We start from the raw sequence: 15,929 nt of genomic DNA on the forward strand, positions 1-15,929 counted from the left end.
CCGGCAAGCATGTTGGCGCTAACCTGCTTGTTGGAGGATCAAGGTTCTCACGATGTATTGTCGCTTATTCTTGATTGTAACGACATAATAACGTGCAATTATGATGCCGCAATGCAACATTTTACCGCAACTTTGACAACGAGCAGATGTGCGCACAGGAGGGATGATGGACAGGTTCGCCACCCACGAGGTCGAAAACCAGGCGCCCGCGTTCTGCGGCATCAATCTGTATGCCTGCGATCCGGCGCTGCAAGAGGCGCTGCTGCGCGAGGGCGGCGGCTGGGCGGCGCCGCAGCTCGAGGCGCTCGGACAGCGGCTCGGCAGCGCCGAGGTCCAGGAGCTGGCGCGCCTTGCCAACGCCCATGGCCCGCTGCTGGCGAGCTTCGACCGCGCCGGGCGCCGCATCGACGAGCCCGAATTCCACCCCGCCTGGCATGCCCTGATGAGCCTGATGATCGGCGCCGGCGCCCACAGCGCGCCCTGGAGCGATCCGCGCCCCGGCGCCCAGGTGGCGCGGGCGGCGCAATACCTGCTGTTCGGCCAGGCCGAGAACGGCGCCCAGTGCCCGGTGACGATGACCTATGCGGCGGTGCCGGCGCTGCGGCGCGCGCCAGGGCTGGCGCAGGTGTGGCTGCCCAGGATCCTGTCGCGCGACTACGATCCCCGGCCCTTGCCGGTGGCGCAGAAGCGCGGCGCCCTGGTCGGCATGGGCATGACCGAGAAGCAGGGCGGTTCGGACGTGCGCGCCAACACCACGCGCGCCACGCCGCTGGGGGCGGACGAGCTGCGCGACGAAGGACCTGCGGGCGAAGGCGCCTGGCGCATCGTCGGCCACAAATGGTTCTATTCGGTGCCGCAGGCCGACGCCCACCTGGTGCTGGCGCGCTGCGACGAGTCGGCTGAAGACCCGGGCGCGGGCGCCCTGAGCTGCTTCCTGGTGCCGCGCTTTCTCGCCGACGGCCGGCGCAACGCGGTGCGGGTGCAGCGCCTGAAGGACAAGCTGGGCAACCGCTCGAACGCCTCGTCCGAGGTCGAATTCTGCGGCGCGCTCGGCTGGATGATCGGCGAGCCGGGGCGCGGCATCCCGACCATCCTCGAGATGGGCAGCCATACCCGCCTCGATTGCGTGCTGGGCAGCGCCGGCATCATGCGCGCCGCCCTGTGCCATGCGCTGCACCATGCGCGCGGGCGCATGGCCTTCGGCCGGCCGCTGGCCGAACAGCCGCTGATGCAGAACGTGCTGGCCGACCTGGCGCTCGAATCCGAGGCCGCCACCGCCTTCGCCCTGCGCCTGGCGCGCTGCTTCGACGAGGGGCAGGAGCCGTCCCAGGCGTTGCTGGGCCGCATCCTGACGGCGGCCGGCAAGTACTGGATCTGCAAGCGCGGCCCCGGCTTCGGCGCCGAGGCGATGGAAGTCATGGGCGGCAACGGCTATGTCGAGGACGGCCCATTGGCGCGCCTGTACCGCGAGCTGCCGGTCAATTCGATCTGGGAAGGGTCGGGCAACGTGATGTGCCTGGACCTGCTGCGCGCGCTCGGCAAGTCGCCGGACGCGGCGCGCGCGGCGCTGGCGGCCGAGCTGGCGCCGGCGGCGGGGCTGGACGAGCGTTTCGCCGACCACGCGGCGGCGCTGCTGGACGGCCTGGCGGCGCGCCTGTCGGACGAAGCCGGCGCGCGGGTGCTGGCCGAGCAGATCGTGGTGGCGGTGCAGGCCGCGCTCCTGCTGCGCCATGCGCCGCCGTATGTTGGCGAGGCGTTCTTGCTCACGCGTATACTGCAGCCGGTGGGCGGGGCCTACGGCCGGTTGCCTGCCGGAAACGACCTGGAGGCGATGCTGGCGCGCGCCCTCGTGGTATGAAATGCATTTTTTTCACGTGCAGGCCGGGACAAACGGCCGTGTGGCTGGGATAATGCGCGCTTGCATGCTTCACACAGAATCCATTGAATCCCGCCATGAAACAAGACCCGCGCTTCCCGAATCTCTATATCCTGAACCACCCGCTGATCCAGCACAAGCTGTCGCATATGCGCGAGCACGACACCTCGACGCGCACCTTCCGCGAACTGCTGCGCGAGATCACGCTGCTGATGGGATACGAGATCACGCGCGACCTGCCGCTGACCACGCGCTCGATCAAGACCCCGCTGGTGACCATCGATGCGCCGGTCATCGCAGGCAAGAAGCTGGCCGTGGTGCCGATCCTGCGCGCCGGCATCGGCATGAGCGACGGCCTGCTGGAGCTGGTGCCGTCGGCGCGCGTCGGCCACATCGGCGTGTTCCGCGACCCGGAAACCCACGAGCCGGTCGAGTACATGGTGCGCCTGCCCGACACCACCGAGCGCACCTTCATCCTGTGCGACCCGATGGTTGCCACGGGTAACTCGGCGGTGCACGCGATCGACGTGCTCAAGAAGCGCGGCGTGCCGGACGAGCAGATCCTGTTCCTGGCCCTGGTGGCGGCGCCGGAAGGCGTGCAGGTATTCCAGGACGCGCATCCGAACGTCAAGCTGTTCGTCGCTTCGCTCGACTCGCACCTGGACGAGGATGCCTACATCATCCCGGGCCTGGGCGATGCGGGCGACCGCATCTTCGGCACCAAGTAAGCGTCGCCCATGGCAACCGTGCAGCCGGCCGACCAGCAGTTCTTCGCGCGCCTCGCCGAACTCAACGAGAAGTTCGCGGCGCGGCTGCCGTCGACCATGGAGCGCCTGGCGGCGCTGTCGCAGCAACTGGAGCGCGCCGGCGAGCCGGGCTTCGACGTCGCGCCGGCGGCCGGCGAAGTGCAGGCCATGCTGCACACGCTGGCCGGCTCGGCGGCCACCTTCGGCTTTCGCGGCCTGGGCCACCATGCGCGCCTGCTGGAACAGCGGCTAAGGGTGTTGCGCGCTTTCGATGTGGTGGCCGCCACGGAGTGGCAAGCCTGGCGCGCGGAACTCGACGAATACGTCCGCGTCGCGCATCGCGACCCAAAATCCCTTGGCTGAGCGCTCGCCAGGTCGCTCACTCGCGCGCGGCGCTACGCAAGCGGCATGCGCAAACTCGCGGCAGAGCGGAATTTGATTCATCGCAAACATTTGGTCGGGTCTTACGCCTATATTTTCCCTCGTACGGGATAAAAACGCGCGCTCTCCTATTTATTGAATTTTAGAATCGTTGCAGCCAGGCGGTTTTTTTATTTAACGAAGAGGGTGCGCGCCGGTTTTATTCGGTATAATACGGGATCGTTGGGTTCGAGGTAGTAGTGCAGTCTGTCTGTCATTTCTTTCTTGCTTCTTCAAACGATCTGAAACGGGCGCAAGCCCAACTAACCGAAATAGGAAATTGTAATGGCAACTGGCATCGTTAAATGGTTCAATGACTCGAAGGGCTTCGGCTTCATCACCCCTGATGAAGGCGGCGAAGATCTGTTCGCGCACTTCTCGGCTATCCAGAGCACCGGCTTCAAGTCGCTGCAGGAGAACCAGCGCGTTTCGTTCGACGTGACCACCGGTCCGAAGGGCAAGCAAGCCTCGAACATCCAGCCTCTGTAATAGCCCAAGGGCTTTACGAGATAAAAATCCCCGGAATTGCCGGGGATTTTTTTTGCCTGTACTCCTCGAATCTTCCTCCGGCCTTCCCTGGCCCGGGCGGTAGCGGCGGCCTCAGGAATGGCGCCAGTAATCCGGCGCGGCGTAGCTGCGGCGCAGGAAATCCACGAAGGCGCGGATCCGCAGCGGCAGGTGGCGACGCTGGGCGAACACGGCATGGACGTCGTTGCCGGGCGCGGCGAAGTCGTCCAGCACGGTCACCAGTTCGCCGCTCGCGATCTGGCCGCCCACTTCCCACATCGAACGCCAGGCCAGGCCCTTGCCGGCCAGCGCCCAGGCATGCAGCACGGCGCCGTCGTTGCACACCATATTGCCGCCCACTTTCAGGGTCACCGGCTTGCCGTCGTCGATGAAGGTCCAGCCGCGCTGGCTGCCTTCGCTGCTGATCGGCAGGCAGTTGTGGCGCGCCAGGTCGGCCAGTTGGCGCGGCCAGCCGTGGCGCTTGAGATAGGCCGGGGAGGCCACCACCACGCGCCGGTTGTCGGCCAGCTTGACGCCGACCAGGTTCGAGTCGTCGAGGCTGGCGATGCGGATGGCCACGTCCACGCCTTCGGCCACCAGGTCGACCACGCGGTCGGACAGGTTCAGGTTGATGCTGACGTCGCGGTGTTCGGCCAGGAACGAGGGCAGCAGCGGCGCCACGTGCTGGCGCCCGAAGCCGGCCGGCGCCGACACCGTCAGGTGGCCCGAGGCGCGCATGCTGTGCTCCGAAATGGCCGACTCGGCGTCGCCCACCTCGGCCAGGATGCGCTGGCAATCCTCGAGGAAGGCGCTGCCTTCGTCGGTCAGGACCAGGCGCCGCGTCGTGCGCTGCAGCAGCTTGACCCCGAGCCGGGCCTCGAGCGCGTCGAGGCGGCGGCCGATCATGGCCGGGGCGATGCCCTCGGCGCGCGCCGCGGCGGACAGGCTGCCGCGCGCGACGACCTCGACGAAGGTCGCCATCTGGGTGAATTTGCCCATGTTCTTTACCCGTTCCCGCCTCTTATTTGATACAAAAACACACGGATGCTGTGAGAATTTGTATGGTTTAGCGCTATTCAGGTGAATATACTTGATGCAAAGACAAACGCCAAGAAGCGCCCGTGGCGGGCGCGGCGTCGCATGCATTGTTCATCAAACTCAGGAGGCCCTATGTCCCTCACCATCCCCGCCGGCATGCAGATCACGGGCGAAATCAAGCCCGGCTACGAAAACATCCTGGTCCCCGAAGCCCTCGAACTCGTGGTCCGGCTGGCGCGCGCCTTCGCCCCGCGCCGCCAGGAATTGCTGGCCGCACGCGCAGAGCGGGCGCGCCGGCTCGACGCCGGCGAACGTCCGGACTTTTTATCCGAGACCGCCCATATCCGCGACGGCGACTGGCGGATCGCGCCGATCCCGCCTGCGCTGGCTTGCCGGCGCGTCGAAATCACCGGCCCGGTCGAGCGCAAGATGGTCATCAACGCCCTCAATTCGGGCGCCGACAGCTATATGACCGACTTCGAGGATTCGAACACGCCGAACTGGGACAACCAGATCCAGGGCCAGGTCAACCTGTTCGATGCTGTCCGCAAAACCATTTCGCTGGAGCAGAACGGCAAGTCCTACCGGCTCAATGACAAGGTGGCGACCCTGATCGTGCGTCCGCGCGGCTGGCACCTGGACGAAAAGCACGTGCTGGTCGACGGCGAGCGCGTCTCGGGCGGCATTGTCGATTTCGCGCTGTTCATGTTCCACAACGCGAAGGAATTGCTGGCGCGCGGGGCCGGTCCGTATTTCTACCTGCCGAAGCTGGAATCGCACCTCGAAGCGCGCCTGTGGAACGACGTGTTCGTGATGACCCAGGACGCGCTGGGCCTGGCGCAGGGCACGATCAAGGCCACGGTCCTGATCGAGACCATTCTGGCCGCCTTCGAGATGGACGAGATCCTGTACGAGTTGCGCGAGCACAGCGCCGGCCTGAACGCCGGCCGCTGGGATTACATCTTCTCGTGCATCAAGAAGTTCAAGCATGACCGCGACTTCTGCCTGGCCGACCGCGCCAAGGTGACGATGACGGCGCCGTTCATGCGCGCCTATGCGCTCCTGCTGCTCAAGACCTGCCACCGGCGCGGCGCGCCGGCCATCGGCGGCATGTCGGCCCTGATTCCGATCAAAAACGATCCCGAGAAAAACGAGATCGCGATGGGCGGCGTGCGCACCGACAAGGCGCGCGATGCCACGGATGGCTATGACGGTGGCTGGGTCGCGCACCCGGGCCTGGTCGGGCTGGCGATGGAAGAGTTCACCAAGGTGCTGGGCGACAGGCCCAACCAGTTCGAGAAGCAGCGTCCGGATGTCGAGGTGACAGCCGCGCAATTGCTCGATTTCCAGCCCGAGACGCCGATCACCGAAGCCGGCCTGCGCTACAACATCAATGTCGGCATCCACTACCTGGGCGCCTGGTTGGCCGGCAATGGCTGCGTGCCGATCCACAACCTGATGGAAGACGCGGCGACGGCTGAGATCAGTCGCTCGCAGGTGTGGCAGTGGATCCGTTCGCCGAAGGGTGTGCTGGACGATGGCCGCAAGGTCACGACGGACATGGTGCGGGCGATGATTCCCGAGGAACTGGACAAGGTGAAGGTCGTGGCGGCCGACGGCACGCATGCGAGCTACGAGCGCGCGGCGGTGATCTTCGAACAGATGTCGACTTCGGACGAATTCGCCGAGTTCCTGACCCTGCCGCTGTACGAAGAGATCTGATGCATCCGCGTGGGCGGCCCTGGCCGTCCACGCGTCGGGGCGGCCTCGCTCAGAACGTATTCTTCCATTCGCGCAGCGCCGCGAAAGTGTCGACCGGCGTCGCCGCCGGCTGCAGGCGGCCGGCGTCGACCAGGCTGTGCGCGATGCGCGGCAGCCGATAGCGCAGGAAGGGATTGGTCGCCTTCTCGATCGCGATCGTCGACGGGATCGTCGGCTGGCCGGCCTCGCGCCGGGCGCCATCGGCCAGCACGCGCGCATCGAGCGCGGCATTGCCCGGCTCGACCGCCTGGGCGAAGCGCAGGTTCGACAGCGTATATTCGTGCGCGCAATACACCAGCGTCTCGTCCGGTAGCGTCGTGAATTTCTCGAGCGACTCCATCATCTGGCGCGGCGTGCCTTCGAACAGCCGCCCGCAGCCCGCGCCGAACAGCGTGTCGCCGCAGAACAGCCAAGGTGCGTCTTCGTCGCGCCGCACGTAGGCGATGTGGCCCAGCGTATGGCCCGGCACGTCCAGCACGTCGAGGGCAAGATCCAGCCCCGGCACCGCGATGCGTTCACCCTCGCCGAGCGGATGCGTCACGAGCGCGATGCCGTCGTCCCGCGGTCCGAACACGGGCACGTCCCACTCCTCGAGCAAGCCCGGCACACCCCCGATATGGTCAGCATGATGATGGGTGAGTAAAATGGCGGTCAGGCGCAGCTTGTGCGCGGCCAGGGCGGCCTTGACCGGTCCGGCCTCGCCAGGGTCGACGATGGCCGCGTTGCTGCCGTCGTGAATGAGCCAGAGATAATTGTCTTTAAAGGCAGGAAGCGTCAATACCGCCAGGTGTGTGCGGGGAAGAGTCGTCATGGTGAACCGTGGGTCAAAGAGGTGGCATGGATAGCGCATCCGAAAAATCCATTATAGCGCTCGACAACTGGCTGCAATCGCCGGCGGGCGCCTACGTGCGCGCGTTCGAGCAGGCTTGCCTGGACGAGCTCACGGTGGATATCTTCGGCTTCAACGCGCTGCAGATCGGCGTGCCCCAGCTCGATGCGCTGGCGGCCAGCCGCATGCCCAATAAATGGCAGGCGGCCACGCGCACGGCGCATGCGGACGAACTCGCGTTCGCCGCGGGCGGCAAGCAGATCGCGGTCGCGGTCGACTTCGAGGAGCTGCCGTTCGCCACCAGCAGCATCGATCTGGTGGTGTTGCCGCACGTGCTGGAGTTCGCGCTCGAGCCGCACCAGGTCTTGCGCGAAGTCGAGCGGGTCTTGATTCCGGAGGGGCAGGTGATCATCTGCGGCTTCAACCCGGCCAGCCTGTGGGGCATGCGCCAGGGCTTCCGGCGCGTCACGCAGAGCGACTACCTGCCCGAGTCCGGCGAATTCATTTCTTTGCCGCGCCTCAAAGACTGGCTAAAATTGCTGAACCTGGGCGTGACCCGCAGCCATTTTGGCTGCTACGCCCCGCCGTGCCGCACGGCCCACTGGCTCAGCCGCTTCGCGATGATGGAATCGGCGGGCGCACGCTGGTGGCCGTATCTCGGCGCGGTCTACGTGGTGCATGCGATCAAGCGGGTCAAGGGCATGCACATCATCGGTCCCGCATGGAACAAGAAAGCGAGCAAGCGCCCGGCGGCAGTGCCGGCCGCGAACAGGGAATGAGCGAACAACAAAACACGACGGCAGCAACCCCGACCCAGGTCGAGATCTACACCGACGGCGCCTGCAAGGGCAATCCGGGCACGGGCGGCTGGGGCGCGCTCCTGGTCTCGAACGGCCACGAGAAGGAAATCTTCGGCGGCGAGCCGAACACTACCAATAACCGCATGGAATTGCGCGCCGTGATCGAGGCGCTGGGCGTCCTGAACCGTCCGTGCAAGGTCGTGCTGCACACCGACAGCCAGTACGTGCAGAAGGGGATCTCGGAATGGATCCACGGCTGGAAGGCGCGCGGCTGGAAGACGGCGGCCAAGGAACCGGTCAAGAACGACGACTTGTGGAAGGCGCTCGACCAGGCGCAGCAGCAGCACGCCGTCGAATGGCGCTGGGTGCGCGGCCACAACGGCCACCCGGGCAACGAGCGGGCCGACGTGCTGGCCAATCGCGGCGCCGCCTCGGTGCGGCGCTGAGCCTTTCATCGCCGGAAGGCAAGGGCGGGCTTTGTTATACTTCGGTCCGCTTCATTTCATTAAGTAGAACATCATGCGCCAGATCGTCCTCGACACTGAAACCACCGGCCTGAATCCTCGCACGGGCGACCGCGTCATCGAGGTCGGCTGCGTCGAAATCTTCAACCGCAAGCTCACCGGCAATAATTTTCATCGCTATATCAATCCCGAACGCGAGTCGGACGAGGCGGCGCTCGCCGTCCACGGTTTGACCACCGAGTTCTTGAGCGACAAGCCGAAGTTCCATGAGATCGCCGAAGAATTGCGCGAGTTCGTGCAGGGCGCCGAGGTCATCATCCACAACGCGCCGTTCGACCTGGGCTTCCTGAACCACGAATTCACCCGCATCGGCCTCCCGCCGTTCGTCGAACACTGCAGCGGCGTGATCGACACCCTGGTGCACGCCAAGGAACTCCATCCGGGCAAGCGCAATTCGCTGGACGCGCTGTGCGACCGCTACGAGATCTCGAACGCGCACCGCAAGCTGCACGGCGCGCTGCTCGACTCGGAGCTGCTGGCCGACGTCTACCTGGCGATGACCCGCGGCCAGAACTCGCTGACGATGGACGTCGAAGTCGAAAGCGCGAACGCCGGCGACGCGCTCGAAGTGGTGCCGCTGGGCGAGATCATCGTGGTCGCGGCCAGCGCCGACGAACTCGCGGCGCACGACGACGTGCTGGTCGGCCTCGACAAGAACGTGAAAGGCAGCTGCGTGTGGAGGAATTATTCTCCGCAGGGGTGACGAGACAGTGATTCTGTGCCATAATACGCCTCGCTTCGGGAGGTTAGCTCAGGGGTAGAGCACTGCATTCACACTGCAGGGGTCGCAAGTTCGAAACTTGCACTTCCCACCAGAATTCGCAAGGGCCAGCAGCAATGCTGGCCTTTTGTTTTCCGCGAGCGTGGCAGGTACCGCTGCCTGGCCGTGTTTCTTTCGAGATCACGGCATCGGTACAAATAAGTTGGTCGATTGCCATTTGGAATAATCAAGACTCTATGGCATAATACGGCCTCGTTGGGAGGTTAGCTCAGGGGTAGAGCACTGCATTCACACTGCAGGGGTCGCAAGTTCGAAACTTGCACTTCCCACCAACAGGATTCTTCGAAACGCCCGCGCCATGCGGGCGTTTTGCGTTTGTGCTGTACCCGTTGCCATGAATCCCGGTCCACCTTCCTATCCCCCGTCGCGGCCTTGTTCCAGCGGTCAGATGTGCTTCCTCATTGCAGCGCCTGTATTGCGAGTTTGCTGGCAGTGAGCTGTCTTTCGGCCACTGAGCGATCTGCCTGAGCGACCAACGCGCAGGGCTGCCCAGCCCGGCTTGATCCACGCCCAGGCAGCGCGCACCGGGTCGTTGTCCCAGCGCTGTCGAACGGGGCGCTCCGGCGCCGAAGGCGCCAGCGGGCGCTCGACGGCGGGCGAGCCACTTCTATCCAGCAGCTGCAGCGTATTGCGCTCGGGGCCATCAACAGATCGCGGGTACAGCGCCACCAAAATCAGGTCAACGTCGACTGGCTCAAAGTAGGTTTCCTGTCGGCAGATAGCATCGACGTATTGCGACGTCGGGGACTTCAATGCCGCACGTTTATCAGAACGTTTCTGACCTTCAGGGCAAGGATCAAGTAGAGAACGGGGAATGTGTCCGTCTCGTCCAACACTTTCTTCCGCACGTGGGTCATACATCGACCTGGAGGCCTGGGGAGCGCGTTATCGACATACTGGAACGCGGTGGGCATATTGAGCAGGGAACTGCCGTCGCTACCTTTGTGAATGGCAGGTATCCCACTGGCGCCCACAAGCATGCGGGTTTCTACGACGGCGTGGTTACCAGCTGCGCCGCAAAGACAAGTGCAGGTCGTTGTAGTGTCATGGGCATAGTCCTGATGGATCAGTGGCGGGCAAAGCCCAGGATCGCAAGGCGTACGGTGTATCGGCGGGGTGGTATGTATTCGAACGGGGACTTCCCCGATATCTCCAATAATGCCGAAGCCCTTTACACCATTGCACGCTGACCGGAGAGTCCAATGCACCTGAACCTGCTATACGTTGTAGCCTGTGTGGCTGTGGGCATGTCCTGTGGTTCGGCGAAAGCTGAACAGCGCATTGTCTGTCCTCCTGCAGTCATGTCCGACCAGATTAAAGTCCAAGGCCCCCCTGGCTGGGCTGGAGCCTACCTGCCGGACATCAAGTTGAAGCTCGACAGTGCAGGCGCCCGCCTTGGGCCACTGGAGCAGGAAGGCGTGCTCAAGGGTGATGTTATCCAGAAGGGCGACACGGTGGAGCACAAGTTCTCGCTGACCGGGGGCGTCGCCGGCCAGCTGGACAAATGGATGGTCTGTACGTACGGAGGCAATGTATATCTGGCCCAGAAGTTGCCGAGCGCGACAGAGGAATGTACCGTTACCTATCGGCGTGAAACAGACACGAAAGCCAACCCGCCGTATGCCATGTCGGCCATTTCGTGCAAGTAGGCGTGCGGCCGTCGTCTTCGTCATCGCTGCGGCCCGACCGACATATCGCCGCAGTAAGGCCGTGAAGTCGTGGCGAGCCGGCTGGCGCTGGTCAAGGCTGCGCTCGACGCTTTTGTTCGATCTCCTGCTTGAGCTCCTCGGTGATCGTCCACGCATACACCGTCTTGTCGCGCACGCGCACGATTTGCTCCGGCGGCCACTGCGCGCCCATGTGAAAATCGTGCGAAACGACACGCGCGCCGACCCGCAACTGGCGCCATAGCTGCGGCATCAGCCGCAGGTTGACCTCGAACAGCAGGTACAGCATGACCACGCTGGCCGGACTGAAATCGGTGCGGAACAGGTCGGCCTGGCGAAAGCGCACGCGATCCTGCACCCCGGCCGCGCGCGCGTTGGCATGCGCCTCCCGGATGCGGTCGGGATCGAGATCGATGCCGACGCCGCGCGCGCCATACTTGCGGGCGGCCGAGATCACGATGCGGCCGTCGCCGCAGCCGAGGTCGTATACCACGTCGCCGCGGCCGACCTTCGCCATCGACAGCATGCGGTCGACGATGTCCTGCAGGGTCGTCACATACGGCACCTTGGGCAGGGGGCGCTCGGCGAGCGCGGGCCGGATCGTGGCCGGGGCCAGCGCCAGGCCGGCCAGCACGGCGGCGCCGTGCAGCAGGGCGCGGCGCTCATGGGCGACAGGCCCGGCGGTCGTCGGTTCGTCGGACAAGGCATTTCCTTCTGAAGAGGCGTTGAACGGGCCGTGCAAGCGTACCCGATATCGACCGCCAGGTCGTGTACACTGGCTCCGGCCGGCATGCGGCGCGCCGTCAGGCCGATCATAAAACAGGAATCCAAAAAGAGCGGGATAGCATGGTGAACGGGTATTACGAGCCGCTGCTGGTCGTCGTGTCGATCATGGTGGCCATCCTGGCGTCGTACACGGCCCTCAGCCTGGCGATGCGGGTGCGCCAGGCCCAGGGCCGCGCGCCATACTTCTGGATTGCCGGCGGCGCGCTGGCAATGGGCAGCGGCATCTGGGCCATGCACTTCATCGGCATGCTGGCCTTCCGCCTGCCGATCCCGGTCGGCTACGATCCCCTGATCACCTTCGTCTCCTGGCTGCTGCCGGTGGTCGCGTCCGGCCTGGCGCTGTGGCATGTGCGGCACCGCGAATTCCGGCGCCGCCAGCTGGTCTGGAGCGCCATCCTGATGGGCCTGGGCATCAACGCCATGCACTACACCGGCATGGCCGGCATGCGCATGGACCCCGCCATCACCTACACCCCCTGGCTGTTCGCGCTGTCGGTCGCGATCGCGATTGGCGCCTCGGCGCTGGCGCTGCAGCTCGGCCTGCGCCTGCGCGAGGATGATCACGGCCGCGGCGGCGCGCGGCGCGCCGTGCAGCTCGCGGCCAGTGTCATCATGGGCGGCGCGATCTCCGGCATGCACTATACGGGCATGGCCGCCGCCCACTTCGAGGCCGGCAGCGTGTGCCGCGCCGCGCTCGGCGGCGTCGACCAGGATCACCTGGCGGCCCTGGTCACGGTGGCCACCGTGGCCCTGCTCAGCATCGCGCTGCTGGCCACCATCTTCGACGCGCGTCTGGATGCGCGCAACCGCACGATCGCCGAATCGCTGCAGGCGGCGGCCGAGCGCCAGCAACTGTATCTCGACGAGCAGCGCGCCCGCGTCGAGGCCGAGCACGTCAGCCAGATGAAGGACGAGTTCCTCGCCACCCTGTCGCACGAGCTGCGCACGCCGCTCAACGCCATGCTCGGCTGGTCGCAACTGCTGTTGCAGGGCCACCGCGACGGCGCCATGCTGCGCCGCGGCCTGGAAACCATCGAGCGCAACGCGCGCGCCCAGTCGCAGCTGATCGAAGACATGCTCGACATGAGCCGCCTGCTGGCCGGCAAGGTGCGGATCGACGCGGCCCCGATCCAGCCCCAGGATTTCGTCAACGCGGCGCTCGAGACCGCGCGTCCGGCGGCGCTGGCGCGCAGCATCGCCCTGAACGCCAGCATCGACCACGGCGCCCGCCCGGTGCGCGGCGACCTGGCGCGCATGCAGCAGGTGATATCGAACCTGCTGTCGAACGCCATCAAGTTCACCGAGCCGGGCGGCGTGGTGACGGTCACGCTGCGGATGGACGGCGAAGGCGACGAGCGCGCGGTGGCGATCGACGTGGCCGACACCGGCGCCGGCATCGCGCCCGAATTCCTGCCCTATGTGTTCGATCGCTTCCGCCAGGCCGATTCCTCGTCGGCGCGGCGTCACGGCGGCCTGGGGCTGGGCCTGGCGATCGCGCGCCAGCTGGTCGAGCTGCAGGGCGGCGCGATCAGCGTGGCCAGCCGCGGCGAAGGGCAGGGCGCCACCTTCACCCTGCACCTGCCGCTGGCCGCGCCCGGCGCGGCGCCGGCGGCGCGGCTGGAGCCCCTCGCCGGCCTGCCGCTGACGCCGCCCGAGCTGGCCGGCATGACGGTGCTGGTGATCGACGACGAACTCGGTTCGCTGGAACTGGTGCAGCAGGTGCTGGCCGCCAGCGACGCCACGATCCTGACCGCCACCGGCGCGCGCGAGGCGCTGCGCCTGGTCGAGGCGCGCCGGCCCGACCTCGTCATCAGCGACATCGGCATGCCGCTGGTGGATGGTTTCGAGATGATCCGCCGCATCCGCTCGCTGCCGGAGCGCGAGATCGCGGGCGTGCCGGCCATCGCCCTGACCGCGTTCTCGCGGCGCGAAGACCAGCAGCGCGCGCTGGAAGCGGGATTCGACGACTACCTGGCCAAGCCGGTGGCCCCGGCGACCTTGCTGCAGACGGTTGCGGCGATCGTCGCCCGCCGCAACCTGCTGCGGTCGCTTTAAACGCCCGGCAGCACCAGGTCGAGCTCCAGGCCGCCTTCCGGACGGCGCAGGCCGGCCACCAGATAGCCGCGGTTGCGGCCCGCCTCCTTGCCCTTGTACAGCGCGCGGTCGGCCAGCGCGATCGCCTGCTCCCAGTCGGGCTGGACCGCGGCTTGCGCGCCGGCCCGCTCGCCATCCGGCGCGAACGGCAGCGACACCGCGCCGGCGGTGGCGCTGACCCGGAGCGCGCTGCCGTCTTCCAGCATGATCGGCGTGGCGGCAATCGCGTCCAGGATGCGCTTGACCAGCAGCGGGCGCTGCTCCTGGGTCACGCCCTGCGAATACACCAGGAATTCTTCTCCGCCCCAGCGCAGCACCATGTCCGATTCGCGCATCGCGGCGCGCAGGCGTTTGCCGACTTCGACCAGCACCGCGTCGCCTGCCGCGTGGCCATGCTCGTCGTTGATGCGCTTGAAGTGGTCGATGTCGAGCAGGGTGAAGCAGTCGGCCGAGTCCAGGCGCGGCGGCGCTTCGCCGGTGCGGCTGCGCATGCGGTCGAGGAAGGAGCGCCGGTTGAACAGACCGGTGAGCGGATCGTGGGCCGAGCGGTAGGCCAGCTCGTCGTTCAGTTCGGAAAGGCGGCGGCCGGTGAGCACCGATTTGCGGTACATCCACAGCACGCCGGCGCACAGGAACAATGCCAGCGACGCCCCCAGCGACGCGGCGGTCTGGAGCAGGCTGCGGTGGCGCTGCTCGGCATCCTTGACGGCGTTCTCCTGGCGCAGGGCGGCGATCTGGGCGGCGCGCTCGCGCGCCTTGAACTGTTCTTGCAGCGCTGAGATCGCCTTGTTGCGTTCATCGAGCGCCAGTTCCTGGATCACGGCTTCGCGTTCGCGCGTCGTGGCCAGGGCTTCGCGGAAGCGTCCGGCGGTTTCCAGCGCCTGGCTCTTCTCGGCCAGCAAGCGGCCGACGGTCGACATGGCGCCGGCCTTGCGCATCGCGGCGATCACCGCGTCGACCTGCTGCAAGCCTTCGCGCTGGCGGCCCTGGCCGAACAGGGCGAAGCCGAGGTTGGCCTTCGCCATCTGCAGGCTGATCCGGTCTTCGCTGCGCTCGGCCGGGACCAGGGCGGCGCGCGCCGCTTCCTCGGCTTGCTGGTAGCGGCCTGCTTTCAGGTGGGCGCCGGCGATATTGCCCAGCACATTCGCTTCGAGCGCGATCAACTGGTGGGCATGGGCCAGCTCGAGCGCGCGCCCGAAGGCTTGCTGGGCGGCCTCGAGCTCGTCCTGCACCACCAGGGCCCGACCCTCGAAAAAGTGAACGGCGGCAGCGGTGCGCGGCGGCAGCCGGGTCGCGCCGGCGCGGATCTCGCGCAGTGTCTCGAGCGCCCGAACCGGATCGCGCGCGTTGACGTACATGCGCGCCAGCGCCAGCCGGATGTCGGCATCGCGCGGGCTCCACAGGTCCGGATGGCGCCGCACCATGTCGAGCGCGCGCAGGAAGTGGCGCAACGCGCGGTCGTGCTGGCCGAGCGCGCTGTAGGCCATGCCGTGCAGCCCTTCGGAGCTGGCGCTGAATTCGAGACTGCCCAGCTTGCGGTAGCGTGCGTCAAGGGCCTCGAGCTGGCCGAGGGCCGCGGCCGGATCGTTGTTCTCGATCAGGCGCAGCACCCGCGCCAGGCTGGCCAGCGCGAGATTGAGCGGATCGCGTTCGGCCTCGGCCAGGCCGATGATAAGCTCGTTGGTTTCGAAGGCGTCGCGGAAGTTCCCGGCATCGGCCTGCATCCGTCGCAACAGGCGCAGGTAATGGATGCGCACCGCGTAGGGTGCGCCGGCGATCAGTTTCGGGCCTTCCTGCACCAGGATGGCGCGTGCCTGCGCATTATCGTGCTCGGCCATGGCCGCGATCTCGTCCAGCCGCGCATGCGGCTGCAATGCCGCCGGCGCCGGCCCGGCGAGCATGGCCAGCAGTGCGCCACTCGCGAGCGCCAGCGTGAATCGGGACGGGCGTCCATTGGGAAGAGTCATGGTGGCGGGATCGAGGGCGTGGCAGCGAGGGCGGGGCGGGACGGGTCAGCCCATTATCGAATGTTGATTTGAGGAAATCAAGCACAGGGACCCGGGCTGCGATGTTTACGCAACGGCTGTGTTCAAGAAGCAG

The 15,929-nt window shown here is 66.3% G+C and carries 15 protein-coding genes and 2 tRNA genes; 13 read left to right on the plus strand and 4 right to left on the minus strand.

All coding sequences use genetic code 11. The features are described 5' to 3' along the window. The first annotated feature begins 166 nt into the window (after positions 1-166). The 4 genes from KY496_RS03710 (at position 167) to KY496_RS03725 (ending at position 3,531) form a co-directional block, all read left to right on the plus strand. Complete coding sequence (locus KY496_RS03710; RefSeq protein WP_219863934.1) at positions 167-1,858, plus strand: isovaleryl-CoA dehydrogenase; 1,692 nt, start codon at positions 167-169, stop codon at positions 1,856-1,858. Between the two features lie 95 nt (positions 1,859-1,953). Beyond that, entirely contained in the window at positions 1,954-2,604 is a 651-nt protein-coding gene (upp, locus tag KY496_RS03715) for a uracil phosphoribosyltransferase (RefSeq protein ID WP_005670336.1), read from the plus strand. Positions 2,605-2,613: 9 nt separating this feature from the next. Continuing rightward, positions 2,614-2,985: an Hpt domain-containing protein gene (locus KY496_RS03720; RefSeq protein WP_005670338.1), complete on the plus strand. Its 372-nt coding sequence runs from the start codon at positions 2,614-2,616 to the stop codon at positions 2,983-2,985. Positions 2,986-3,327: 342 nt separating this feature from the next. Further along, positions 3,328-3,531: a cold-shock protein gene (locus tag KY496_RS03725; RefSeq protein ID WP_005670341.1), complete on the plus strand. Its 204-nt coding sequence runs from the start codon at positions 3,328-3,330 to the stop codon at positions 3,529-3,531. 111 nt (positions 3,532-3,642) lie between these two features. Here the strand turns inward: KY496_RS03725 and KY496_RS03730 are convergent, their stop codons facing one another. Next, positions 3,643-4,548, minus strand: coding sequence for a LysR family transcriptional regulator (locus tag KY496_RS03730; RefSeq protein WP_005670344.1), 906 nt, complete (start codon positions 4,546-4,548; stop codon positions 3,643-3,645). Positions 4,549-4,719: 171 nt separating this feature from the next. Between KY496_RS03730 and aceB the strand changes: the two genes are divergently transcribed. Then, positions 4,720-6,309 (plus strand): malate synthase A, encoded by a 1,590-nt coding sequence (gene aceB / locus KY496_RS03735; protein WP_219863936.1) that lies wholly within the window; start codon positions 4,720-4,722, stop codon positions 6,307-6,309. A 49-nt stretch (positions 6,310-6,358) separates the two neighbouring features. Here aceB and gloB read toward each other — a convergent pair whose 3' ends face one another. Then, the gene (gloB, locus tag KY496_RS03740; RefSeq protein ID WP_005670348.1) at positions 6,359-7,159 is read right to left on the minus strand and encodes a hydroxyacylglutathione hydrolase; all 801 of its coding nucleotides are present in this window, start codon (positions 7,157-7,159) and stop codon (positions 6,359-6,361) included. 26 nt (positions 7,160-7,185) lie between these two features. On the opposite strand from gloB, the gene KY496_RS03745 reads away from it, so the two are divergent. From KY496_RS03745 to KY496_RS03775, 7 genes are all read left to right on the plus strand, one after another. Continuing rightward, positions 7,186-7,956 (plus strand): class I SAM-dependent methyltransferase, encoded by a 771-nt coding sequence (locus KY496_RS03745; protein ID WP_219863938.1) that lies wholly within the window; start codon positions 7,186-7,188, stop codon positions 7,954-7,956. Beyond that, complete coding sequence (rnhA, locus tag KY496_RS03750) at positions 7,953-8,423, plus strand: ribonuclease HI (RefSeq protein ID WP_219863940.1); 471 nt, start codon at positions 7,953-7,955, stop codon at positions 8,421-8,423. The genes KY496_RS03745 and rnhA overlap by 4 nt, the downstream gene beginning before the upstream one ends. 73 nt (positions 8,424-8,496) lie before the next feature. Continuing rightward, a complete protein-coding gene (dnaQ, locus tag KY496_RS03755) occupies positions 8,497-9,204 on the plus strand; it encodes a DNA polymerase III subunit epsilon (RefSeq protein ID WP_005670354.1) in 708 nt (235 codons plus the stop codon). Positions 9,205-9,241: 37 nt separating this feature from the next. Next, positions 9,242-9,316, plus strand: a tRNA-Val gene (locus KY496_RS03760). Between the two features lie 163 nt (positions 9,317-9,479). After that, positions 9,480-9,554: transfer RNA gene (locus KY496_RS03765), tRNA-Val, on the plus strand. Positions 9,555-10,034: 480 nt separating this feature from the next. After that, positions 10,035-10,472, plus strand: coding sequence for a BPSL0067 family protein (locus KY496_RS27415; RefSeq protein WP_081589991.1), 438 nt, complete (start codon positions 10,035-10,037; stop codon positions 10,470-10,472). Positions 10,473-10,484: 12 nt separating this feature from the next. Further along, a complete protein-coding gene (locus KY496_RS03775; RefSeq protein ID WP_005670356.1) occupies positions 10,485-10,931 on the plus strand; it encodes an STY0301 family protein in 447 nt (148 codons plus the stop codon). Positions 10,932-11,022: 91 nt separating this feature from the next. Here the strand turns inward: KY496_RS03775 and KY496_RS03780 are convergent, their stop codons facing one another. After that, the gene (locus KY496_RS03780) at positions 11,023-11,652 is read right to left on the minus strand and encodes a class I SAM-dependent methyltransferase (protein ID WP_219863942.1); all 630 of its coding nucleotides are present in this window, start codon (positions 11,650-11,652) and stop codon (positions 11,023-11,025) included. 143 nt (positions 11,653-11,795) lie between these two features. Between KY496_RS03780 and KY496_RS03785 the strand changes: the two genes are divergently transcribed. Further along, the gene (locus tag KY496_RS03785; protein ID WP_219863944.1) at positions 11,796-13,790 is read left to right on the plus strand and encodes an MHYT domain-containing protein; all 1,995 of its coding nucleotides are present in this window, start codon (positions 11,796-11,798) and stop codon (positions 13,788-13,790) included. Here the strand turns inward: KY496_RS03785 and KY496_RS03790 are convergent. Continuing rightward, the gene (locus KY496_RS03790) at positions 13,787-15,796 is read right to left on the minus strand and encodes a GGDEF domain-containing protein (protein WP_229520409.1); all 2,010 of its coding nucleotides are present in this window, start codon (positions 15,794-15,796) and stop codon (positions 13,787-13,789) included. The two genes, KY496_RS03785 and KY496_RS03790, sit on opposite strands and share 4 nt — an antisense overlap. Between the last annotated feature and the right edge of the window lie 133 nt (positions 15,797-15,929).

Source organism: Massilia sp. NP310 (genome assembly GCF_019443485.1).
Classification (GTDB): Bacteria; Pseudomonadota; Gammaproteobacteria; order Burkholderiales; family Burkholderiaceae_D; genus Telluria; species Telluria timonae.